At 62.3% G+C, this 23,124-nt stretch carries 20 protein-coding genes and 1 tRNA gene; 6 read left to right on the top strand and 15 right to left on the bottom strand.

Annotated features, from left to right (window positions below):
* Nucleotides 1-135 precede the first annotated feature (135 nt).
* Complete coding sequence (locus V7Z56_RS06530; RefSeq protein WP_334128563.1) at nucleotides 136-1,446, top strand: nucleotide sugar dehydrogenase; 1,311 nt, start codon at nucleotides 136-138, stop codon at nucleotides 1,444-1,446.
* A 15-nt stretch (nucleotides 1,447-1,461) separates the two neighbouring features.
* Here V7Z56_RS06530 and V7Z56_RS06525 read toward each other — a convergent pair whose 3' ends face one another.
* The 3 genes from V7Z56_RS06525 to rsmB form a co-directional block, all read right to left on the bottom strand.
* The gene (locus V7Z56_RS06525) at nucleotides 1,462-3,105 is read right to left on the bottom strand and encodes a heparinase II/III family protein (protein WP_334128562.1); all 1,644 of its coding nucleotides are present in this window, start codon (nucleotides 3,103-3,105) and stop codon (nucleotides 1,462-1,464) included.
* On the bottom strand, nucleotides 3,102-3,767 hold the full coding sequence (gene rpe, locus V7Z56_RS06520) for a ribulose-phosphate 3-epimerase (RefSeq protein WP_334128561.1): 666 nt from the start codon (nucleotides 3,765-3,767) through the stop codon (nucleotides 3,102-3,104). Before rpe ends, V7Z56_RS06525 begins: the two co-directional genes overlap by 4 nt.
* A gap of 87 nt (nucleotides 3,768-3,854) precedes the next feature.
* Nucleotides 3,855-5,129 carry a 16S rRNA (cytosine(967)-C(5))-methyltransferase RsmB gene (gene rsmB / locus V7Z56_RS06515; protein ID WP_334128560.1) on the bottom strand — a complete coding sequence of 425 codons (1,275 nt, stop codon included), beginning with the start codon at nucleotides 5,127-5,129 and terminating at the stop codon, nucleotides 3,855-3,857.
* A gap of 93 nt (nucleotides 5,130-5,222) precedes the next feature.
* Between rsmB and V7Z56_RS06510 the strand changes: the two genes are divergently transcribed.
* Complete coding sequence (locus V7Z56_RS06510; RefSeq protein WP_334128559.1) at nucleotides 5,223-5,381, top strand: DUF1674 domain-containing protein; 159 nt, start codon at nucleotides 5,223-5,225, stop codon at nucleotides 5,379-5,381.
* A gap of 2 nt (nucleotides 5,382-5,383) precedes the next feature.
* Here V7Z56_RS06510 and V7Z56_RS06505 read toward each other — a convergent pair whose 3' ends face one another.
* From V7Z56_RS06505 to tsaD, 7 genes are all read right to left on the bottom strand, one after another.
* A complete protein-coding gene (locus V7Z56_RS06505; protein WP_334128558.1) occupies nucleotides 5,384-6,301 on the bottom strand; it encodes a DMT family transporter in 918 nt (305 codons plus the stop codon).
* 121 nt (nucleotides 6,302-6,422) lie between these two features.
* Nucleotides 6,423-6,836, bottom strand: coding sequence for an EVE domain-containing protein (locus V7Z56_RS06500; RefSeq protein WP_334128557.1), 414 nt, complete (start codon nucleotides 6,834-6,836; stop codon nucleotides 6,423-6,425).
* Nucleotides 6,837-6,845: 9 nt separating this feature from the next.
* Complete coding sequence (locus V7Z56_RS06495; protein ID WP_334128556.1) at nucleotides 6,846-8,009, bottom strand: acyl-CoA dehydrogenase family protein; 1,164 nt, start codon at nucleotides 8,007-8,009, stop codon at nucleotides 6,846-6,848.
* A gap of 85 nt (nucleotides 8,010-8,094) precedes the next feature.
* Nucleotides 8,095-8,382, bottom strand: a complete 288-nt coding sequence (locus tag V7Z56_RS06490) for a YciI family protein (protein ID WP_334128555.1) — start codon at nucleotides 8,380-8,382, stop codon at nucleotides 8,095-8,097.
* Nucleotides 8,383-8,406: 24 nt separating this feature from the next.
* Nucleotides 8,407-9,408, bottom strand: coding sequence for an NAD(P)H-dependent glycerol-3-phosphate dehydrogenase (locus tag V7Z56_RS06485; RefSeq protein WP_334128554.1), 1,002 nt, complete (start codon nucleotides 9,406-9,408; stop codon nucleotides 8,407-8,409).
* A 104-nt stretch (nucleotides 9,409-9,512) separates the two neighbouring features.
* The gene (gene rpiA / locus V7Z56_RS06480) at nucleotides 9,513-10,190 is read right to left on the bottom strand and encodes a ribose-5-phosphate isomerase RpiA (protein ID WP_334128553.1); all 678 of its coding nucleotides are present in this window, start codon (nucleotides 10,188-10,190) and stop codon (nucleotides 9,513-9,515) included.
* Between the two features lie 16 nt (nucleotides 10,191-10,206).
* A complete protein-coding gene (tsaD, locus tag V7Z56_RS06475) occupies nucleotides 10,207-11,277 on the bottom strand; it encodes a tRNA (adenosine(37)-N6)-threonylcarbamoyltransferase complex transferase subunit TsaD (protein ID WP_334128552.1) in 1,071 nt (356 codons plus the stop codon).
* A gap of 67 nt (nucleotides 11,278-11,344) precedes the next feature.
* On the opposite strand from tsaD, the gene hemC reads away from it, so the two are divergent.
* The 4 genes from hemC to V7Z56_RS06455 all read left to right on the top strand — a co-directional run bounded on the left by hemC (nucleotide 11,345) and on the right by V7Z56_RS06455 (nucleotide 16,054).
* Nucleotides 11,345-12,286, top strand: coding sequence for a hydroxymethylbilane synthase (hemC, locus tag V7Z56_RS06470; RefSeq protein WP_334128551.1), 942 nt, complete (start codon nucleotides 11,345-11,347; stop codon nucleotides 12,284-12,286).
* 11 nt (nucleotides 12,287-12,297) lie between these two features.
* The gene (locus V7Z56_RS06465; RefSeq protein WP_334128550.1) at nucleotides 12,298-14,499 is read left to right on the top strand and encodes a uroporphyrinogen-III synthase; all 2,202 of its coding nucleotides are present in this window, start codon (nucleotides 12,298-12,300) and stop codon (nucleotides 14,497-14,499) included.
* 10 nt (nucleotides 14,500-14,509) lie between these two features.
* Nucleotides 14,510-15,865 carry a heme biosynthesis protein HemY gene (locus V7Z56_RS06460; RefSeq protein WP_334128549.1) on the top strand — a complete coding sequence of 452 codons (1,356 nt, stop codon included), beginning with the start codon at nucleotides 14,510-14,512 and terminating at the stop codon, nucleotides 15,863-15,865.
* Nucleotides 15,866-15,978: 113 nt separating this feature from the next.
* Nucleotides 15,979-16,054: transfer RNA gene (locus V7Z56_RS06455), tRNA-Thr, on the top strand.
* Nucleotides 16,055-16,123: 69 nt separating this feature from the next.
* Here V7Z56_RS06455 and atzF read toward each other — a convergent pair.
* From atzF to V7Z56_RS06430, 5 genes are read right to left on the bottom strand one after another with little or no spacing between them, the layout of a single operon-like run.
* A complete protein-coding gene (gene atzF / locus V7Z56_RS06450) occupies nucleotides 16,124-17,908 on the bottom strand; it encodes an allophanate hydrolase (protein WP_334128548.1) in 1,785 nt (594 codons plus the stop codon).
* 21 nt (nucleotides 17,909-17,929) lie between these two features.
* The gene (locus V7Z56_RS06445) at nucleotides 17,930-19,558 is read right to left on the bottom strand and encodes an ABC transporter ATP-binding protein (RefSeq protein ID WP_334128547.1); all 1,629 of its coding nucleotides are present in this window, start codon (nucleotides 19,556-19,558) and stop codon (nucleotides 17,930-17,932) included.
* A gap of 2 nt (nucleotides 19,559-19,560) precedes the next feature.
* The gene (locus V7Z56_RS06440) at nucleotides 19,561-20,451 is read right to left on the bottom strand and encodes an ABC transporter permease (protein ID WP_334128546.1); all 891 of its coding nucleotides are present in this window, start codon (nucleotides 20,449-20,451) and stop codon (nucleotides 19,561-19,563) included.
* Nucleotides 20,448-21,473 carry an ABC transporter permease gene (locus V7Z56_RS06435; protein WP_334128545.1) on the bottom strand — a complete coding sequence of 342 codons (1,026 nt, stop codon included), beginning with the start codon at nucleotides 21,471-21,473 and terminating at the stop codon, nucleotides 20,448-20,450. The genes V7Z56_RS06440 and V7Z56_RS06435 overlap by 4 nt, the downstream gene beginning before the upstream one ends.
* A gap of 1 nt (nucleotide 21,474) precedes the next feature.
* Nucleotides 21,475-23,082, bottom strand: coding sequence for an ABC transporter substrate-binding protein (locus tag V7Z56_RS06430; RefSeq protein ID WP_334128544.1), 1,608 nt, complete (start codon nucleotides 23,080-23,082; stop codon nucleotides 21,475-21,477).
* Nucleotides 23,083-23,124: the final 42 nt, after the last annotated feature.

Here is a 23,124-nt window from a genome sequence, read left to right as displayed (position 1 = left end):
GTGATTTATGGGAGTAGTGGCCCTATAACATGCAGGGCCGGTTCGGGGAACCTTTTAACGAAAAAAAAACTTGGACAAACTAATATCCCGACGCTACCAAACAACAGGCATTATTTTTACAGGACATTTTATCTTATGGTGAACACGGCTCCTGCAGCGCTTAAAGGCGGTGACAAGATCAGCAGCAAGACAAAGATCTCCATCGTCGGCCTCGGTTATGTTGGCCTGCCGCTGGCGGTCGCGCTCGCGAGAAGTTTCGATGTGATCGGCCTCGACGTGAACGAGAACCGGGTGAAAGAGCTGCGTCAGGGGCATGACCGCACCATGGAGATCGACGCGCCGACCCTGCGGGCGAGCAGCGTGCGGTTCACCACGGATGTCGAAGAGACGAGCCACGCGGATATTCACATCGTCACGGTGCCGACCCCGGTCGATGAAGATCACAAGCCCGACCTCGGCCCGCTGAAAGGCGCCTGCGAGATGATCGGCCCGGCCCTCAAAAAAGGCGCGATCGTCGTTGTCGAAAGCACGGTTTATCCCGGTGTCACCGAAGACGTCTGCGGCCCGATCCTCGAGGCGACGTCCGGCATGACGGCGGGGCAGGATTTTTATCTCGGCTACTCGCCGGAGCGCATCAATCCCGGCGACAAGGTGCATACGGTCGACAAGATCATCAAGGTCGTCTCCGGCCAGACGGAGGAGGTGACGGATATCCTCGCTGACATGTATGGCGCTGCGACCACGGGCGGCACCTTCCGCGCCCGCAACATCAAGACGGCCGAGGCCGCGAAGGTCATCGAGAATGCGCAGCGCGACATCAACATCGCCTTCGTCAATGAGGCGACAATGATTTTCCAGAAGCTTGGCATTTCCGCTTATGACGTTCTCGAGACGGCGGGCACGAAATGGAACTTCCTCAACTTCACGCCGGGGCTCGTCGGAGGCCATTGCATCGGCGTTGATCCCTTCTATCTCGCCCATCGCGCCAACGAAGTCGGGCATTTCGCCGATCTCATCCTGACGGGGCGGCGGATCAACGAGAATATGGGGCGCTTCATTGCCGAGAGCGTCCATTCCAACATCAAGGGAAACAGCCGGATCCTCGTCCTCGGCGTGACGTTCAAGGAGAATGTCCCCGATCTACGCAACACCAAGGTGGTCGATATCATCCGTGTCCTGCGCGAGCTTGGCCATCAGGTGGATGTGCATGACCCGCTCGCCGACAAGGAGGAGGCGCAGCAGTTCCTCGATATCGACCTGATCGAAAATCTCTCCGATCTCAGCGGCTATGACGCCATTGTCGGCGCGGTCGCCCATTCCGTCTATCGTGACCTGTCGCCGGCGGCGATCGAGGAGATCATGGGCGGGGAGGGGCTGCTTGCCGACGTCAAGGGCATCTGGCGGAACACCGAATTTTCACCGCGTATCCGGCGCTGGCAGCTCTAGAGCCGCTGGGCGTCGTTAATCGGACAGGCGGCTCAGCGCCCATTTGATCAGGATCGGCTCCTGATCGATCAACTGACCGCTGATGACGATCTGCTGGTTATGGCGCCGCTCTCCGGGCACGCTGCAGTAAACGCTTTCCTCAAGCGCAAGGCGCGGTGCGCTGGTCAGGAACTTCCAGCCCGTGCCGCTCGCCGTGCGGATCAGGATGTTCCGCCCGCTCGCGCTTTTTGAAATGCTGAGATCCGGGTGCAGGTGAAAGCGCAAGGAGAAATGCGAGCGCACCGGTTCAGGCATTCGCTCGGGAATAATCTGATCCTCCCCGCGAAGGGCGAGCCCGCTCGCATCGAGATAGATCCGCCGCCGGTGCAGGATGCCGACGCTGTCGCGATAGCCGTGGCTTTCCAGATCGAGCCAGATATTGCCGTCATCCTCGTTGCGCACGACGCGCGTGCCCGCGCCGTCATCTGGGAAGACAGCGTTGATATTATCGAAGCCGAGCGTCGAATGGGCGGCGGTGGCGCTGAGAGCCCGCGCCCAAGCCGAGTCGGGGTCACGGACGCTGCCGCAATTGACGATCAGCCGCTCCCGCCCGTAGCTGAACTCAAAACTCAGCAGCCCCGCATGCCGATGCGCGCCGTGATGCCGCGCGCCTTCGCCGCTTTCCAGTATCAGCAGTGCCCGTCCCGCCTTCAGCCGCTCGAACCCGCCCTGCGGAAAGCGTTGCGGTGCGCGCCCGGTCGCGTCCGACAGGCTGAGGATATGGTCGCAATATCCCTCGGGCAACGTCTGACCGCCGTTGAACAGCGCGAGCTGCCCGTCGCCATGCTGAAAGAAGCGGATCGCGGGTGCCAGCCGGTCGATGGTGTTATTGATGGCGACAGGCACCATCTCGTTCGCCGCCATCAGCGTGTTGCGGATGCCGAGAAGATCGCCGAGCAGTGTCAGGTGCCGCTCCGGGTTGCCGTTGATATGGCAACCGTCGGCGAGCACGATACGGTTGAGTTCCGCCTCCAACTGGCCGAGATATCTCGCGACGCCCTTCGTCATATCGGGAAAAGCGAGCGCGCCATAGAGAAGCGCCTGCCAGGTGGCGATGCGATCCGGGGCTTTCGCCTTGCCGCGCGCGAGCCGGATGAGGTGGATATACTGGCGGCGAAGCGACCTCAGGAACGGGAAGTTGAAACGCTCCGTTTCCTCCTGCTCCAGCACGAAACGGCTGTGGCAAAGCCAGGCGATGACGCGACGGGCCAGAACGTCTTCATCCCAGAAATAGGGGTGGTAGCCGTCAAATTCCTCAATCCAGGCAAGGATCAGGGCGCGGCAGTGGTTCTTCGCGGCGTCCGAGCCGTTGGCGACGAAATGGCGCAACCAGGAAAACTCATGCAACTCGCGATACCACGCAAGCGGCATGCCTTCAATTCGCCACGGATTCTGGTCGTCCTGCTCATGCGGGACGCCGGCGAAATCGAAGTGACCCTGAAAGATATGATCGGCGCGCTCGGCATTGCCGGGAAACACGTCGCCGGGCGCGAGGTTGAGCCGCTTCGGCACGCGGCTTTTCAAAAGCGCCTGATAGGGCCGGCTCGCATAGAGGAGATCGGAGAGCAGTCGCCGCGATGGGAAGCCGTCTTTTGCAGGGGCTATCGCGGCTTTATTCATTTCCGCCCCAGTATCGCGCTGATGTTGGCGGCATAGCGATCCGCGCCGCCGTTAAAGACGGCGCTTCCCGCGACCAGCATATCCGCCCCCGCCTCGATGACGAGCGGCGCCGTCTCGGCGTTGATGCCGCCGTCCACCTCAAGGTCGATATCGCGGCCGGACGCGTCGATCATCTCGCGAAGCCGGCGTATTTTTTCGAGCTGCGAGGGGATAAATTTCTGCCCGCCAAAGCCCGGATTGACGCTCATCACCAGAATGAGATCGACCTCGTCCATCACATGCTCGAGGGTCGAGGCGGGTGTTGACGGGTTCAGCGAAACTCCCGCCTTTACGCCAAAGGATTTGATAAGTTGCAGCGTGCGATGCAGATGCGGGCCCGCCTCCTGATGCACGGTAATGATATCGGCCCCCGCCTCGACGAACTCAGCGATATAGGGATCGACGGGCGCGATCATCAGGTGAACGTCGAAGGGCCGGTCGGAATAGCCGCGCACGGATTTCATGACGGCCGGGCCAAAGCTGATATTCGGCACGAAGTGCCCGTCCATCACGTCGATATGGATGAAATCGGCGCCGGCGCGGGTCACCTCGCTGACCTCCTCGCCCAGCTTCGCAAAATCGGCGGCAAGGATAGAGGGGGATATTCTGACCGGCTTCTGCATGAAATTTCCTAAATCGCAACAATAATGGAGAGAACGCGTGGGTCCCGCATTTCTTTAACATGCCAGCCGGAGGGGCTCAAGCAACCCTTAAGATAATTTGCGAAGACGCGCGGCAAAAAAGCCGTCCATTCCATCCATATGACAGGGCAGGCAGCGGAGGTCGCCGTCCGCATTGATAAGCTCTGCGGCGCCGCCGATATCGGCGGGCGTCACGGCAAGGCGCGCGAAATTCGTATGACGGCGGAGAAAGGCGGCGACCTGCGCTTCCCCCTCTTCGGGCTGCAGGGAGCAGACGCTATAGACCAGCAGGCCGCCGGGTTTCAATATCATCGTCGCATGATCGAGAAGCCGCGCCTGCAGCGCGGAGAGCTTCTCGACATCCGCCGGCGATTTGAGATAGGCGACATCGGGGTGGCGACGCAGCGTGCCGGTGCTGGAGCAGGGAGCGTCAAGAAGGATGGCGTCCGGCGCATCGGGCGGGCTGTATGTTTCCGCCTCGGCGGTCACTGTCTCCACATCGAGCTTCAGCCGCGCCATATTCTCGGAAAGGCGTTTCAGCCGCGCTTTCGAGCGGTCGATTGCGATAACCTGCGCGCCCCTGCTTGCGAGCTGCGCCGTCTTGCCGCCGGGCGCCGCGCACATATCGAGGACGCGTTTACCCTTGACGTCACCGAGCAGCTTTGCCGGCAGCGCGGCTGCGGCGTCCTGCACCCACCACGCGCCGTCTGCGAAACCCGGCAGCTCCGTGATATTGCCGCTGCTTTTGCGGCGAAGCGTTCCGGTCGGCAGAAGTCGGGCGTCGAGTTGCACAGCCCATTTGTCCGGCTCACCATGAACCGAGATATCGAGCGCCGCTTCGCTCTGGTGTGCCGCCGCGATCTGCCGTGTGGTCTCCGCGCCAAAAGCTTCCGTCCAGGCCTGCCAGAGCCAAGCCGGCGTGTTGAGCATCTCGCTGTCGAGCGCGGCCAGAAGCTTCTTCCCCTGCCGGTCGGCACGGCGGAGGAGGGCATTCACCAGCCCCTTGTATTTGCTCCGCGGCGGGACGAGCGCGACGGTGTCGTGGACCGCGGCGTGGGGCGGAATTTCGAGAAACAGAAGCTGCGCGAGGCCGATCCGCAGGATATTGCGGATATCGGTGATTTTTTCGGGCAGGGGCCGTTCCAGCATCTTGTCGATCAGCGCATCGATCACGCCGAGCTGGCGGAGCGTCGTGGAGACGATGGCGCGCGCCAGCGCCCGGTCGCGCCCCTCCAGCCCGCGCAGCGCGCTATCGAGCACATCTTCAAGCGCCTGATGTTTCTGCAACACCCGGGTGAGGAGATGAACGGCCGCGGCGCGTGAATTGGGGGGGCTTGCCTGCATGTTCGGCTTCTAGCGGATAATCGCCTTGCGGTCCATAGGGATATCGGAAATACTGGCGGCGTCTCTTATCTCCCCTTTTAAGGAACTGTTCAGATGACCGACAAGAAACCCGAGCAATTAAGCCCGAAAGAGGAGGCCGAAAAAGCCGCAGCGGACAAAAAAGCAAAGCTGAAGGAAATCGGCGGTCCGAGCGGGCTTGAACCCACACGCTACGGTGATTGGGAGCGCAAGGGGATCGTCAGCGACTTCTAGGCTCAAGCCGGCGGTTTGCCGCGCTCGGAAATCCAGATGCCGGTGAGGACGCAGACAAGCGCAATGGCGTGGAACATCTCAAAGGGCTCGCCGAGATAGGTGACCGCGAAAATCGCGGCAAAGATCGGCACCAGATTGACGAAGACGCCCGCCCGGCCCGGCCCGATGATGCTGACACCGATGATATAGGTGATCTGCGACAGGATCGAGGCGAGCAGCGCCGCGAGCAGAATAACGGTCCAGCCCGTCAGCGTCGGCGCAAGGAAGTCACCCATAGCGATCTCGAGCAGTGCAAAGGGCGCCGAGGTCAGCATGGCCGCGATGGAGACCACCATGAAGAAAGTGATCGGCGAGAGCTCGGGACGAAAGCGCAGCCCGACCGTATATCCTGCGTAAAAAGCCGCGGCGAGCAGCAGCAGCGCATCGCCCTTGTTGATCTCGAGGCTGGCGAGCCGCTCAAACGATCCGCCGCCCGCAACGATCGCGACGCCGATGATGGTAATGACGACGCCGACCATCTGCAGCGGCGTTACCCGCGTTCGAAACATGACGAAGGCGCCGATGAGAACAAATACCGGAATGCCGCCCTGGATGATGCCGATATTGATTGCCGACGTCGAATGGGCAGCAACATAGAACAGAAGATTGAAGGCCGAATAGCCGAGGCCACCCATGATCAGGAAATAAAGCAGATGCCTGCGGATTACCGGCCAGTCGCGGATGAGATGCCGCCAGGTGAAAAAGAGCAGGATCAGAACGGCGACCGCCCAGCGGAGGAAGACCAGCGTCATTGGTGAGACCTCGCCCACCGCGACGCGGCCAAGGACCGCATTCATGCCCCAGCACGCCATCGTCAGGACGAGTAGCAGATAGGCCCGCAGATTGGATGTCTTGCTCGGCAAAATGTTGAGTGGGGGCATGAGGCTATTCAGATCGAGACGGGATTGTCGGCAAACCTTACGTCATCTGAAAGGCCTCAACAACCGCTTTGATAAAGAAATGCCGTTGGTGGATGCGCGACCCCATAGCCGGCGGGGAGGCTTATAGGCCGCCCATCCGGCTGATCAGATGCCATGTCGCCTCGTCCACCGGCACCACCGAAAGGCGGCTCTGGCGGACGAGCGCAAAGTTCTCGAGGCGCGGATCGGCCTTGATATCGGCCAGCGTCACCGGCTTCGGCAGGGCTTTGACCGCTTTGACATCAACCATGCCAAAGCGGCCCTTCGCATCGCTGGGATCGGGGTAATATTCCTTGATGACTTCGACAATACCGACAATCTGCTTTTCGGAAACCGAGTGATAGAAAAAGCAAAGATCGCCGATCTTCATCTCTTTCATATTGTTCGATGCCTGATAGTTGCGCACCCCGTCCCAATGGGTGCCCTTCTCTCCCGCATCGACCTGATCCTGCCAGGACCAGGTGCCCGGTTCCGATTTGATAAGCCAGTATTTCATCAGTCGCTTCTAGTTCTTCCGCCGGCCCGGGAAAATGCCCATCTGCTTGGCGATGATTTCGAGCATGATTTCGTTGGCCCCGCCGCCGACCGAGGTCAGGCGCAGATCGCGGTAGCCGCGTGAAATCCAGTTCTCGTTCATAAAACCCTGTCCGCCCCAGTATTGCAAACATTCATTGGGGATTTTGTTGCAAAGCGCGCCGACAACATATTTCGTCATCGAGGCGAGCTTGGTCACGTCATTGCCCGCCGCATATTCCGCCGCGGCGCGGTAAAGCAGCGACCTTGCCGCTTCAACAAGGCTCTGCAGCTCGGCCATCTTGTGATAGACGACCTGCTTGTCGAGCAGGGTCTCGCCGAAGACTTTGCGCATGCTGGTGTAGTTGATGGTCTCCTCGATCGCGAGCTCACAGCCGCGAAGCGCGCGGGCGGAGATATAGAGACGCTCGATCTGGAACTGCTCCATCTGATAGATGAAGCCCTTGTTCTCCTCGCCGATCAGATTGCGGGCGGGAACCCGCACGTCGTCAAAGAAGAGCTGCGCCGTGTCAGAGCATTTGAGGGCCATCTTGTCGAGCTTGCGGGCGACCGAGACGCCCTTCGATTTCAGCGGCACGATGATCAGCGACTTGTTGCGGTGCGGCCCGCCGTCCTGCGAGGTATTACAAAGCAGGCAGATCCAGTCGCCCTGAACGCCGTTGGTGATCCACATCTTCTCGCCGTTGATGATATAGTCATCGCCGTCGCGGCGGGCGTGCGTACGGGTGCTGGCGACGTCTGAGCCTGCGGCCTCCTCGCTGACGCCGATGCAGCCGACGAGATCACCGGCGATGGTGGGCACGAGAAACTCCTGCTTCAGCTCTTCGCTGCCGTGCTTGGTCAGCGCCGGGGTGCACATCGAGGTCTGCACGCCGATCGATGTCGAGACGCCATTGGCGCGACAGCCGCCCAGCGTTTCCGCGAGCACCATTTCATAGGTGAAATCGAGGCCCTGACCGCCATATTTCTCCGGCTTGGAGATGCCGAGCAGGCCGGCGTCGCCCATGATTTTCATGATCTTGTGCGCCGGGAAAATTTCCGCTTTCTCCCATTCCTGAACATATGGATTGATATGTTCATCCATGATTTTCAGAACGGTATTTTTCAGGGCATTATGCTCTTCGGTAAACAGCATGTTGGATAACCTCTGTTGTTATTATTATGATCCGGTGCCGCCAATACATCATAGTCATTGGCGAAAGGCAACATGCCTCGCGCAGCTATAGGCCCTTTCCAATGGCATGCCGCCAGGGCTTCACAACGACGCTCTCGAAGAGGCCGACGGCGGCATACGGGTCCTTTGCAACCCATGATTTTGCGGCATCGATATCGCTTGCTTCAAAGATCAGCAGGCTGCCGTTCGGCGCGTCCCCGCTCTCATCCAGCGTGGGTCCGGCGAGCTTCAGATCATCACCCTTCTCGGCGAGAAAGGCGAGATGCGCGGGGCGCGTCTCCTGACGCACATGAAGATGTCCGGCCTTATCGGCGCAGTAGGCAATGAACAGCATATTTTCTCTCCTTGTTTCAGTCTGTTAGAAGCCGGCGAGGCGTTCATCGCGGAACGGGCGGGCGAGCAGTTCCTCAACCGCGCTCGAGACCGCAACGCCGCCGTTCAGGATTTCGTTGACGGCGACGCAAATCGGCATTTCGATATTGAACTTGTCGGCAAGGCGGCAGAGCGCGGAGGCGGTATAGACGCCTTCCGAGACCGTGCTCCGCTGCTGTAAAATCTCGCCAAGGATGTCTCCCTGCCCCAAAGCCGCGCCGAGCGAAAAATTTCGTGACGCAGGCGAGGAGCAGGTGAGGACGAGATCACCAAGGCCGGAAAGCCCCATCAATGTCTCGGCGCGGGCACCGAGTTTCTCGCCGAGCCTGAGGATCTCCGCCATGCCGCGGGTGATCAGCGCGGCGCGGGCATTCTCGCCGAGCTTGCCGCCCGAGACGATGCCGCAGGCGATGGCGAGCACATTTTTGACCGCGCCGCCGATCTGCGCGCCGATGATATCGTCGGTGTAATAGGGGCGGAAGGCGGGGAGGCCGAGGGTGCTGACAAGCGCCGCGCCGACCTCGCGCTCTGCGGCGGCAAGCGTTGCCGCGGCGGGCAGCCCCATGGCGATCTCGCGCGCGAAATTCGGGCCCGACAGAATGGCGATGGGGTTATTCGGGGCGACCTCGGTCATCACCTCACTCATCAGGCGGCCGCTTCCCTGCTCGACCCCCTTGGCGCACATGACGAGCGGGACGCGCCGGTCGAGATAAGGGTGAAGCGCGGTGAGGGTGGTGCGCACATGCTGCGCGGGCGCGACGAGGAGGAGGACGTCCGCCTCCGCCGCCTCGGCAAGATCGCTGGTGGCGCGGATTGCGGGCGACAGGGAAATGCCGGGAAGGTATTTTGAATTAGAGCGCTCGCGCGTGATCGCCTCGGCGTGGGCGGGCTGCCGTGTCCAGAGGCGCACTTCATTGCCGCCTTTCTCTGCGACGATCGCAAGCGCCGTCCCCCAGGCGCCGGCGCCAATTACACTTACCTTTGTCATCCCTCTGCCCTGCCCCCTTCCTGCCCCGTCAAGAATTTGCTTAACATGTTCCGCCGTCAATCAGAAGATCAGAAATGGCGCGCGGGCAGGGATGCCGATCCGCGTCAGATCTCGATCACCTCGACGCCGTCATCGGTGCCGATCAGGATAAGATCGGCATAGCCGATAAAAAGCCCGTGTTCGACCACGCCCGGCATGGTGCTTAACGTTAGGGCGAGTTCTTCGGGATCGTCGATCTTTCCGAAGGCGCAGTCGTAGATGTAGTTGCCTTCATCAGTGAGGAAGGGCGTGCCGTCTTTCGCGAGGCGGAGCGTCGGGACGGAGCCGAGCGCTTCCAGCTTCGGCTTAAGCGCGCCTGCCGCAAAGCGGACCACCTCGACCGGCAGCTTGAAGGCACCGAGCTGGCGAACTTTCTTTTTTGCTTCGGCAATGACGATCATCCGGTCCGAGAGGGAGGCGACGATTTTTTCCCGAAGATGCGCCCCGCCGCCGCCTTTGATCAGCCGCCCTTCGGGGTCGACCTCATCGGTCCCATCGATGGTGAGATCGATGACGCTTACCTCATCAAGGCCGACGATCGGGATATTGAGGGAGCGGGCCTGCGCGGCGGTTGCCTCCGATGTCGGAACGCCGGTGACGCGAAGGCCTTCCGCCACGCGCTTGCCGAGCAGGTCGACCATCTTGGCGGCGCAGGAGCCGGTGCCGAGGCCGAGCACCATGCCCTCTTCGATATATTCAACGGCCTTTGCGGCGGCAGCCTGCTTCTGTTCGTCTTCGGTCATTAGTTTGTTCCGTTTCTCATGCTTTATATCCGGCGAAGGGGGCGGGTTCGGCGTCAGGATCGAGCGGCCAGCGCGCCCGCGCGGCGAGATCGAGGGGGTCGGTAAATCCGGCCCGCAGCCGCTCAACCCCCGCCCAGGCGATCATCGCGCCGTTATCTGTGCAAAGCTTCGGTGGCGGCACGACAAGACGGATGCCCGCCCCGGCCGCGAGTTCCTCCAATGATGCTTTCAGCTGCTGATTGGCGGCAACGCCGCCCGCGACGACGAGCGTGCCGCCCGCCCCATATTCGTTTTGAAAAATATCGAGCGCCTGCGTCACCCGGTCCATCAGGCTCTCAATAGCCGCGGCCTGAAATCCGGCGGCGAGATCGGCGATATCCTGATCCGTCGCGCCATCGCCGAGCTTCTCGCGCGCCTGCCGCACCGCGGTCTTCAGGCCGGAGAAGGAGAAATCGCAGCCCGCCCGCCCCTTCATCGGCCGCGGGAAGGAAAAGCGCGTCGGATCGCCGGACTTTGCCGCTTTCTCAACCGCCGGGCCGCCCGGAAAGCCGAGACCGAGCATCTTAGCCGTCTTGTCGAACGCCTCGCCCACCGCATCGTCGATGGTCGTGCCAAGCCGGCGATAGCGCCCGACGCCCTCGACGATAAGGAGCTGCGAATGCCCGCCAGAGACGAGGAGGAGGAGATAGGGAAACTCAACATCGCCCGTCAGGCGCGCCGTCAGCGCATGGCCTTCCAGATGATTGACGCCGATCAGCGGCACGCCCGCCACCGAGGCAATCGCCTTCGCCGTCATCAGCCCGACCAGCACCCCGCCGATCAGGCCGGGACCCGCCGTTGCCGCCACAGCGGATAGATCGCCATAGCCGATCCCCGCCTCGCGCATTGCCCGATCGATCAGCCGGTCCATTTCCGTGACATGGGCGCGCGCCGCAATCTCCGGAACCACACCGCCAAAGGGCGTATGTTCCTTAATTTGCGAGCGGACGACATTGGCAAGAATCTGCTTCTCCCCCGTCACCACGGCGGCGGCAGTTTCATCGCAGCTGCTTTCCAGCCCGAGGACTATGACTTGTTTGTTTGGCATTTGTTTTCTATGTACAAGGCACGGCAGATCGTACAAGGCACTAACATCTCAGGAAATATCCCGCAACATGACCTTTGTCAAAACATACAAAATTGGCACCCGGGGCAGTCCGCTCGCGCTCGCGCAGGCCGATGAGACGCGGCGGCGGCTGCTCGCGGCTCATCCGGGCGTACTTGATCCGGCGCAGCTTGAAGTCGTCGTCATCAAGACAACGGGGGATTCCATCCAGGACCGCGCGCTCCGCGAAGCCGGCGGCAAGGGGCTGTTCGTAAAGGAGCTGGAAGAGGCGCTGATGGCCGGCGCCATCGACTTCGCCGTGCATTCGATGAAGGATATGGAGACGACGCTGCCGCCCGGCCTTATTATCGACTGCATCCTGCCGCGCGAAGATGCGCGCGATGCCTTTATCACCGCCGATGGGCGCGGCCTTGCGGATCTGCCGGCGGGCGCGCTTGTCGGCACCTCCAGCCTCCGCCGTCAGGCGCAGATCCTGAACCGCCGGCCCGATCTTCGCGTCGATATCTTCCGCGGCAGCGTTGATACGCGGCTTCGCAAACTCAATGAGGGGCAGGCCGATGCGACGCTGCTCGCGCTCGCGGGGCTCCGCCGTCTTGGCAAGGAGGCGGTGATCAGCCAGCTGCTCTCGGTCGACGACATGCTGCCTGCCGTCGCGCAAGGCGCCATCGGGATTGAGCGGCGCCTCGATGATGAGGAGATTGCCGCCCTGCTGGCGCCCATCAATGATTCGCCGAGCCTTGCCCGCATCACCTGCGAGCGGGCGATGCTCGCGACGCTCGACGGTTCCTGCCGCACGCCGATTGCGGGCTATGCGGAACTGGAGGCGGATGGTCGCCTCTATTGCCGCGCCAGCCTGCTCGCCGAAGACGGCTCGATCCGCCTCGATACGAGCGGGCGCGCCGATGCCGAGGACGCGGTCCGACTTGGCAACAGCCTCGGTGAAGAATTAAAGGCGCGCGCAAGGGGTGCCAATTTGTCATTTGGCCTGTAAACTGGGCGCTGATGAAAATACTGATCACGAGACCCGAGCCTGACGCGACCCGTCTCGCGGGCATTCTGTCCGCGATGGGGCATGAGCCTCGCCTTGCGCCGATGATGTATATCGAACATCTGCCGCCGCGCGAGATTGAGACGGGCGGCGTGCAGGCGCTTCTCGTGACCAGCGCGAATGGTGCCCGCGCGATCGGCCGGACGGCGGTGGATCGCGATCTCAAATGTTTCGCTGTCGGGCGCGGCACGGCGGAAGCGCTTCAGGGCGAGGGCTTCAAATCGGTCACGGCGGCGGGCGGCGATGTGCATTCGCTTCACGATGTGGTGGTGCGGGATGCGGCTCCGGGCGCCGGAAAACTCATCCATATCTCGGGCGCGGATGTTGCCGGCGATCTCGTCGGGATGCTGAGCGAAAATGGCTTTACCGTCGAGCGCGCCGTGCTCTATGAGGCGCTGCCGGTCACCTCTATGGACGCGAAAATTACCCGCGAGATCAGGGCGGGCAAGATCGACGCCGTTCTTCTCTATTCCCCGCGCACCGCTGCCATCTTCACCGGTATCGTCACCGCGGCCGGCCTCGCGCTGCATATGAAGCCGATGACGGCCTATTGCCTCAGCGCCGCTATCGCCGAGAAAATCGCCACATTACCGTTCCGCGAGGTGAAAATCGCCGCGGAACCCGATCAGGAAAAGCTGCTTGCGTTGCTGCCGCCTCTCGGCCAAGCTGAGCAGAAGGATGACAACCCCGACACGTCAAGGGAGCGTAGCATGTCCGACAAGAAATCTGGCAAGACGGAGGAGGGCGGGACCGCAGTTCCTGCTGCCGGTACGGATAAAACTGAAAAGGCGACAGGCGCGTCGCCGGAGCGCGCAGCGGACAAGACGCCGGGGGTTACACCCGGGGAGATGTTGAAAGCAACGCCCGATGAGCGACCGGACCGGAGCGCGAGCCGCACCTCGACGGAGCGGCATTTGAAATCGCGCTCATCGCGCGGATGGCTCATCGCGGCCGCGCTCCTCATTGTTTTCTGCCTTGGCCTCGCCTTCTGGCCAATCCTTTATCCAATTGCGGCGCCCTATCTGCCGGAGCGGGCGGCGGCGATTATCGATGGTCGCTTCGCCCGCGCGCCGGCTGGCGATACGGGTGCGGCCAGTGACATGAGCGGTGCGCTTTCGGCGCTTCGCGATGAAATGAAGGGCGATTACACCGCCCTTGCCGAGCGGCTGACAGCGCTTGAGGAAGAGGTGAAGGCGCTTCCTGCGCGCGTGACGCCGGACGGCGGCGCGCCGGCTGAAAATGTCGCCGCTCTGGGTGAAACGATGAAGGGTGAGCTTGCCGCTCTTGCGGCGCGGCTTGAAGAGCAGCAGCAGACGCTTGCGGCTGCGAGCGAGCAGCTTTCCGCCCAGCAGGAAAGCCTGGCGAAACTTGAGGCTGCCGAGATCGCCCCGCCCGTCCCAAGCCCCGAAGTGCAGAGTGAGATCGTTGATCTGAAAACGAGCTTTCTCGATGTGAAGACCGAGCTTGGCGATTTGCAGAACAGCCTTGCCCGGGAGCGCGACACGGTTGCGGCGCAGGCCAGCCAGATCGCGACGCTGGAAGCCGCGCTCAAATCCGAAATTGATGCCAAGGCGAACCGGGCCGAGGAAAGCCGCCGCACGCTGATGCTGCTCGCGGTTGGGCAGTTGCAGCGGGAGACGCGCGGCAGCGATCCGTTTGAGACCTCCCTGCAGCAGCTGTCGGCCGTCGCCGAAGACCGCTTCGCCGATCTGATCGGGCCGCTGCAACCGATCGCGGCGACCGGTGCGCCGACAGTTGCGACGCTTCGCGAAGATTTCGGCCGCATCGCCACCGATGTCACCCAGACGGCGCGCCTCCCCTCCGGCGAGACATGGTACGGCAAGGCGCTGCACCGGCTTGCCTCGGCAGTGAAATTCCGCCGTGTCGATGACAAGGACAGCGGCGATATTGATGCCGTGGTCGCCCGCGCCGAGCAGAAGCTCGCCGATAATGATCTCGCCGGTGCGGTTGCCGAGGTGGAGAGCCTTGAAGGCCCCGCGGCGGAGATCGCTGGTCCGTGGCTTGATAAAGCAAAATCACGCCTCGCCGTGGAAAACGCGATTACCGGCCTTCTTCATACGGTGACCGCGAGCGCAGCGGCGACCCCTGCACCTGCTCCGCCCGCGGCCCCGGCCGCAGCGCCTGCGGCAGAGTAGAGGGGGCGACATGACCCGCATTCTTTTCATCTTCGCCCTGATCGTCCTGATTGCGCTCGGCGCCGTCTGGCTGTCCGATCATCCGGGGGATGTCCGGCTCGCCTGGGGCGGCTGGGTGGTGGAGACGTCTGTCATCGTGGTGGCCGTGCTGGCGCTTGTCTTTGCGGTGCTGGTCGCGCTGCTTTACCGCTTCTGGGTCTGGCTCAAGCACAGCCCGGGCCGGATCGGCAATGTCTTCTCCGAGCGCCGCCGCAACAAGGGGTTGGAGGCAATCTCAAGCGGCATGGTGGCGATCGCCGCAGGGGATGCCGATGAAGCGCGCCGTCAGGCGGTTGCCGCCGAGAAGCATCTCAAGGGCGAGCCGATGACACTTCTGCTCGCCGCGCAAGCTGCGGAGCTGAATGCCGATGACCGGGCCGCGAACATCTATTACGATCGCATGATGCAGCGCCGCGATACCGAATTTCTCGGCCTTCGCGGCCTGATCAACCGCGCTATCCGCGACGGCGACATCGCCAAAGCGCGCAGCCTCGCCGAGCGGGCGGAGGAACTCCGCCCCGGCACTGAATGGGTGCAGAAGCATCTCTATGAGCTCGCGCTGAAAGAGCGGGACTGGGACGCGGCCGATCAGATCCTCAACCGCATGTCACGTGGCAAGGCGGCGAAAAGCGATGCGGTGCGGCGCGCAAAAGCGGTCATCACCTATGAGCGCGCGCGCGCCGTGCAGCGGGAAAAGGGCGACGCGGCAGCGCTTCCGCTTGCCGAGCAGGCACATGCGCTGGATCCGGCCTTTGTGCCGGCAGCGGTGCTCGCGGTCACCTTGACGTTCGCCGAGCAGGGCAATTCGCGCAAACTCCGCAAACTTATCGGAGAGGCCTGGAAAAATGCGCCGCATCAGGATCTCGCGGAGGCGATCCGGGCGACGGGGAGCGGCGAGCAGGCCGATGACTGGCGGCGCCGCGCGGAGGAAATGGTGGCGCCCAATAACCCCGATCACATTGAGACGCATCTGATGCTGGCACGGGCGGCGCTGGCCTCGCATGACTGGAGCGTCGCGCGGGAGCATCTGCTGAAAGCAGGCGGCGACCATCCGACCGCGGGCATTCTGCGTCTCCTTGCAGAACTCGAGGAGGAGGCAAACGCCGATGCGCTTGCCGCGCGCGAATGGATCCTGAAAAGTTCCGTCGCGCCGCCCGATCCGCTCTGGATCTGCAATTCCTGCGGCCGTCAGGAGGATGAATGGCAGAGCCACTGCCCGGCCTGCGGCAGCTTCAACAGTTTTGAGTGGCGTACCGTCGATCGCGGCATGCACCATCCCGATGCGCTCGAGGTGGAGGTTGTCCGGGAAATCACGGCGGCGCCGTGACGGCCTCGCGCTCCGCTCCATCCTGCCGTCTGCCGGAATAATACAGCGGGAGGCGAGGAAACACTTGCTTCTCTTTTCCGGGCAGATTATATGTGTGCCGCAATTCAGGATCCGCCGCTGTAGCTCAGTTGGTAGAGCACCGCATTCGTAATGCGTAGGTCGCCTGTTCGAGTCAGGCCAGCGGCACCATTTCCCTCTATATCAGAAGACGGCAGCCAGAAGGCGCAGGCAGCTTTATGGCAGGGACAGTCCCGGCCTTCAGGCGCCGCGGGACATATGCCGGCCGAGATAGTTGCGCCAGTCGCCCAACTCACTGATATCCTCCGCGCCGTCAAGCGCGCCGGCCTCGCAGACGAAGCCCTTGACCACAGTACCGTCATCGAGCAGCACCGTGCCGATCGCGAGGGGGGCGGGAATCCCGTCCAGAAAGTCGCCAACATATTTCCGGGGCAGCGCCCATACTTCCACGGCAACGGCCGTACCGCCCTCTTTTTCAAGCACGAGACCCGGTCGCTTCGGCGCGCTGCCGGCAAGGGCGTGAAAGCTGTAGCGCGGCGCGGTTCGGCACCGGCGGAGAAATCGGGCATCGCGCCGCGTCAGTTCACCGTTGAGCGGCAGTCCGGACATATGCGCGCCGCAGACGGCAAGGGCGATTTCATCCTCCTGCACATCGGGAGCGGGCAGAAGGCGCGGGGCTTTCCCGGCGTCGCGTTCGATCCGTCCCGCGACCGCCGCACAGAGGGCATCGCGCCCTCTTTCCGCGATCAGCGTTACGCTGCCGGGGCGCGCATCCGCGCGGCGGTCGGTCGGTACGGCGATGGCGCATAAATCCAGCAGGTTGACGAAATTTGTATAGGTGCCGAGTTTTGAATTGGCGGCAACGGGCTCGGCTTCGACTTCCGCAACGCTTATAAAGGTCGGGATGCTGGGAACGCAGAGAAGGTCGAGATCGGCCATCACCTCCCGGCAGCGCCGATCGAGCGCGCGAAGGCGGTAGGTATCGCGAAAGGCGTCAGCGGCCGTCACGGCGAAGCCCGGCTCCAAAACGGCCCGCACCGTCGGATGCATGGTCTGCGGAGCTGTTGCCAAGCGATCGCCAACCGCCGCGATGCGTTCCGCCACCCATGCGCCGCCATAGAGAAGCCCGGCGACGTCGAAGAAGGGCGTAAAATCGATCTCGGCAATAACGGCGCCGTTCAATTTCAGCATTGCGAGCGTTTTGCGGAAGCTTTCCTTCTGAAGCGCATCGCCGAAAGTCTCGAGACTGGCCGCATCGGGAACGCCAATCCGCAGAACGGGCGGAACGCCCCAGAGGCGCGGGGTGGGCAACGGGCGGGAATAGACATCCTCCGGATCGAACGCTGCCGCCTCGCTATAGACAATCCACGCATCGTCAACGGAGCGGGCGAAGACGGAAACGGTGTCAAGTGAGCGGCAGGCCGGAATGACGCCGCTGCAGGAGAGCGCGCCAAGGGTGGGTTTGAGACCGACGATGTTGTTGAGGGCGGCGGGAACCCTGCCCGATCCTGCGGTATCGGTGCCGAGCGAGAAGGCGACGATATCGCGGGCCACGGCAACCGCCGAGCCGGACGAGGATCCGCCCGGAACAATCAACGGATCGAGCGCATTTTTCGGCGCGGGATAAGGCGTGCGCAAGCCCACGAGCCCGGTCGCAAACTGGTCGAGATTGGTTTTGCCAAGGCAAATGGCGCCGGCCGCCTTGAGACGCGCGACCGTCAGCGCATCCTGATCGGGGAGATAGGAAAAGTCGGGGCAGGCCGCGGTCGTCGGCATGCCGGCAACGTCGATATTGTCCTTTACCGCGAAGGGAATGCCCCAGAGCGGCCGCCCGTCATAAGCGCCAAGCGCAGCCGCGGCGGCGAGCGCGGCGTCGCGGTCGGTGTGGATGAAGATGCCCCCATCCCCGGTTTCCTCAAGCCGTCGGAAGGCTTCCCCGATGACGGTTTCCGGCCGCAGCCCCTTGCGATAGGCATGGCGCAGCTTTTCGATCTGAAAGGGCATGGTGGTAATCATGGCGTCCATCTTTATTGTCGTTACTCGAAATCAGGGGTTGAGGCGGCACGGCGCCTCTGGGGCCGCGGCGAGAAGTTCACGGGTATAGGGATGCGAGGGCGTATCCATCACCTCGCCGGCCGGTCCGGCCTCCACAATCGCGCCGTCTTTCATAACGACAACCCGATCGCACAGGAGGCGGACGACGTTGAGATCATGGCTGACGAAGAGATAACTCATGCCGAGCCTGGCGCGGAGATCAGAGAGCAGATTGAGGACGAGCGCCTGGATCGACACATCGAGGGCGGCCGTTGGTTCATCGAGGATCAGCAAGTCGGGATCGGGGGCGATGGCGCGGGCGATGCCGACGCGGGCCTTTTGCCCGCCCGACAGCTGATGGGGAAACCGGTCCAGCAAATGAACGGGGAGGCCGGTGAGGGCAGCCAGCTCCTCAACGCGCGCGCCTAATTTCTCGCCGCGAAGATTTGAGAGACGCAGCAGCGGCTCGGCAATGGACTGGCGGGCCGTATGGCGCGGGTTGAGGCTGTCGGTCGCGTCCTGAAAAACCATCTGGATTTTCGACCGCAGCGGGTTGCGGGCAAACTGCCGCGCCGGAACGGCTGCCAGATCCTCTCCCCGGTATAGGATCTGGCCGGCGCTGGCATCGAGCAGCCGTACGATCATGGAGGAGGTTGTCGATTTGCCGCAGCCCGATTCCCCGACGAGCCCAACGCTCTCCCCCCGGCGAATGGTGAAATTGATGCCTTTGACGGCATGCACCGGCCCGGATTTTCCCATGTAGCTTTTCTTCAGATTGATGACATCGAGCAATATTTCCTCGCCGATGTCGCGCGGCGGTTCGGGGGTTCGATGCGTCTTGGGAAGCAGAGAGCGGATGCTGACTCCCCGGCGCGGGGTCGCATCGACAAGGCGGCGGGTATAGGGACGCTGCGGATCGGCAAAAAGCGTCGCCGGATCACCCTCTTCGACAATCAGGCCGTCCTTCATCACCACGATGCGGTCGCAGTAGCCGGCGGCAAGTCCGAGGTCGTGTGTGATCAGGATGGACGACATTCCGCGCGCGCGGACCAGCTCATCGACAAGATCCATGACCGCCTTCTGCGTCGTGATGTCAAGGCCCGTCGTCGGCTCGTCGGCGATCAGCAGCTGCGGGTTGCAGGCAAGCGCGATTGCAATGACAACGCGCTGGCACATGCCGCCGGATAGCTCGAAGGGATACGCCTCATAGCGCCGCGCGGCGTCATTGATGCGGACCGCCTCAAGCGCGGCAATGGCCTTCTCCTTTGCGTCCGATGCGACCGCCTGGCTGTGCTGGCGCAGGACGTCCTCGATCTGGTGGCCGATCTTGCGGATCGGGTTGAGAGCGGCGCGCGGGTTCTGGAAAATCATCGAGATTTCCCGGCCGCGGATATCTTTCATGGCGGCTTCGCTGGCGCGGCGGAGATCGATCCCGCTGTAGGTTGCTTCGCCGGCGACGATCCGCCCTCCCGCATCGAGGATACGCATCAGCGCATAGGAGGTGACGGATTTTCCCGATCCGCTTTCGCCGACGATGCCGAGCCGTTCACCCTTGGCAAGCTGGAAGCTGATGCCATTGACGGCGTTGACATCGCCCCGCCGCGTTCGGAAGGAGACATTGAGGTCGCTGATCGAGAGCATGTCTATGTCCTCCGCCGCGGATCGACGATATCGCGCAGGCCATCGCCGAGAAGGTTGAACGTAAAGACCGCGAGCAGCAGCCAGAGGCCGGGAAAGAGAGCCATCCACCATTCACCGGAAATAATGTAGTTCGCGCCTTCGGCGACCATGATGCCCCACTCCGGCGTCGGCGGCCTGACGCCGAGCCCGATGAAGCTGAGGCCCGCCGCATTGAGGATGGCCCAGCCGAGATTGAGGGAAACCTGAACCATCATCGGCGGCAGGGAGTTGGGGAAGATATGAAAGGCCAGGACGCGAAAGTCGGAGTTGCCTGCGAGCCGGGCGGCGAGGGTGAAGCCGGCGTCGCGCCGGATACTCACCTCGGCGCGGACCAGCCGCGCGTAGAAGGGGATATTGATAACGGCCGTTGCAAGAATAATATTGGCGACCGAATTGCCGAGCGCCGCAACGATCCCCATGGCGAGCACAAAGAGGGGAAACGCCATGATGGTGTCGAGAATACGGTTCAACGCGCCGTCAACCCATCCGCCGCGGTAGCCGGAGATCGCGCCGAGGACGGAGCCGATCACGAAGGAAATGGCAACAGCGACAATCGAAATCACCAGGTCGAGCCGCGTTGCGACAATCACCCGGCTGAACACGTCACGCCCGAGGTTGTCGGTGCCGAACGGATGCGCAAGGCTTGGCGGATGCAGGGCCTTCGCCGAGCTGGTCGCAAGCGGATCATACGGCACCACATAGGGGCCGATCAGCGCGGAGAGCAGAAAGAAGGCGAACATCACGAAGGCCATCGCGGTCACCGGATTTTCCCGGCACACATAGAGCATATGCGCCGGCAGCGCGGAACGGGGAACGGGTGCGGCGGCGGGCGTCACTGAGGTAAGCTCTGTCATCTGGCATCTGCTCCGAAGCGGGGATCGATGATCGAATATGCGAGATCGATGAGAAGGTTGAGGACGACGAACAGCAGCGCCATGGCAAGGACGAAGCCCTGCACGGCGGCATAGTCAGAGGTGACCAGCGCTTCCACCGCGTAGGAGCCGATCCCCGGCCAGGCGAACACCTTCTCGACCAGCACATTGGCGCCGAGCACGAAGGAGAATACCATGCCAAGCGTCGTGACGACCGGCAGAAGGGCGTTGCGAAAGGCATAGCCATAGAGGATCTTGCGCCGATCGAGACCGGCAGCGCGCGCCGTGCGGATATAATCGGCACCAAGTGCCGAGAGCATGGCGGCGCGGGTCATGCGGGCGATGGGCGCAAGGGTAAAGAGCGCGAGGGTGACGGCGGGCAGGATCAGTTGACGGAGCGCCCCCATGAAGGTTGCGAGATCGCCGGCCAGCAGCGAATCGATCAGGAAAAACCCTGTGACATGGGGTGGCTCCAGATAGATGAAATCGAGCCGTCCGAGGGGCGAGGGGGCGATGCCGAGCAGGTAATAGAAGACATAGATCAGCACAAGTCCGGTGAAGAAGGTCGGCAGCGAGACGCCGGCCGTCACCAGCAGGCGGCACAGCTGATCCACCCAGCTTCCCGGCCGCGTCGCGGCAAGGATGCCGAGCGGAATGGCAACAAGGCAGGAAAGCAGCAACGCGGTCAGCGTGAGTTCAAGCGACGCCGGCAGACGGGCGGTGAGCTCCTCGATCACAGGCCTGCCGGTCGCCACCGACTGACCGAGATCCCCTTGCAGCAAATTTCCGACATAGATAATGAACTGCTCGGGAAGCGGCTTGTCGAGCCCGAGGGATCGGCGGACCTGTTCAATGGATTCGGGCGTCGCGGCCGCCCCGGCAAACTGGACGGCAGGATCCCCCGGCAGGGCGCGGGTCAGCAGAAAGCTGATCACGATCACGCCGATGATGACAGGGATGGCCTGCGCAATGCGCAAAGATATGGCCGCGACTCGCCCGCTCATATCAGCTCTCCGATCCGCCCAGGCTGCGGATATCGAGCTGGCGGTGGAACCAGAATTCATAGCCGTCCGCACCGTTGATGGCGACATTGAGCGCCGGCTGGTAAAGCGGAATGCGGGGCAGATCCTCGAAGGCGATCTCGAACATGCGTTTGATCTTGGGGAGATACTGCGGATCATCCTGCGCCATCGGCAGGGTTTCCTCCGTCAGCTTCGCCACCTCGTCATTATGATAGTTCGAGGAATTGAAGAGATTCCCCTTCAGATAGGCCCAGTAGTAGTAATAGTCCGGCGTATCGAGCCAGCCGCCGAAGTTTTCAAGGTGGAACGGCAGCTTCTTTTCGACAAGCGCGGCCGTTCGCCAGCTCGCGCCGGGGATTTTCTCGATTTCCGTCTTGATCCCGATCTTGCCGACGGCTTCCTGGATGAGCAGTGCCGTCGGCTCCATCCACGTCGCAAGGTCGGTACTGATCGAGAGGGGCACCTCGAACCCGTCCGCATAGCCCGATGCCGCCATCAGCTCTTTCGCTTTGCTGAGATCGGTGAAATAGGGCGACTTGCGGGGCCAGGCGGTGTCCTCAATAGGGCCGGTTGCCCCCCAGAGCGGCGCCCCGCGGCCATAGGCGGCCGTCTTGAAGATTTCTTCATACGGAATCGCATAGGCAATGGCTTTGCGCACATTGGCATCCTGAAACGGCGCAAAATTGAAATTCAGCCCGACGACGTGGATCGTGTTGGCGATCGGCGTCGAATGAACGGTCAGTTTGCTGGCGAGTTCCGCGGCGTCCTTATCGGGAATATCGAAGGAGATCGGCACATCGCCCCGTTCGATAAGCGCGCGGCGCGTCGCCGGGCTCGGCACTTCGCGCTGGACGATCCGCCTGACCTTGGGCAGGGGACCGCCCACCCAGCCATCGAAGCGTTCGAACACCACCTGCCGGCCGGCATCCCAGCGCGCCACTTTATAAGCGCCCGACCCTGCCGGCGTCGTGTGCAGATATTCCATCGCCCACGGATCAGCGGCGGTTGCATGCGCCTTCGCGACCTCGGAATTGATAACAAAGGGAACGGGGACCGCGAGATCAGGCAGCGAGAGTTTGGACGGTTTGTCGAGCCGCACCAGAAAAGTTTCCGCATCGATCGCTTCGAACTGATCGGGGCGGCTGAAACCGCCGGCCCGCATCTGCGTGGTGGGGAAGCCGCCAACGGTTACCGCCCGGTCGAACGACCATTTGACATCGGCCGCCGTTACTTTTCGCCCGTCCCAGAAAACCGCATTGGGTTTGAGCTTGAAGGTAATGTTGAGGCCATCGTCGGAGATGGACCAGCTTTCGGCCAGCTCCGGCTCGATTTTCGAATAATCGAAGGAAACATCCCCATTCTCCAGCGTCTTGGTTCCGAACGTCACCAGCCGGTCATAGCAATTGATGGCGATCTGGTAACTCGGCCGGTTGGTGCCGGTCCGGTGCAGATCGAGGCTGTTGATGGTCTGCCCGGTCGCAACGACGATCTGGTCCGATGGTGCAGCGACGGCTGCAAAGTTCCGGGCAAAGGGAACCGCGCTGATAACGGCGGTGCCGGCCTTGAGAAATTGACGCCTGTTTATTGTCATCTTGAGCCCTTTCGCAACGTGAAATTCATTGCGGACCAGAAT

The sequence above is a fragment of the Sneathiella sp. genome (assembly GCF_036844445.1).
Classification (GTDB): Bacteria; Pseudomonadota; Alphaproteobacteria; order Sneathiellales; family Sneathiellaceae; genus Sneathiella.
Note: the sequence above shows the minus strand (reverse complement) of the source record. Positions and strands in the feature narration are given on the sequence as shown.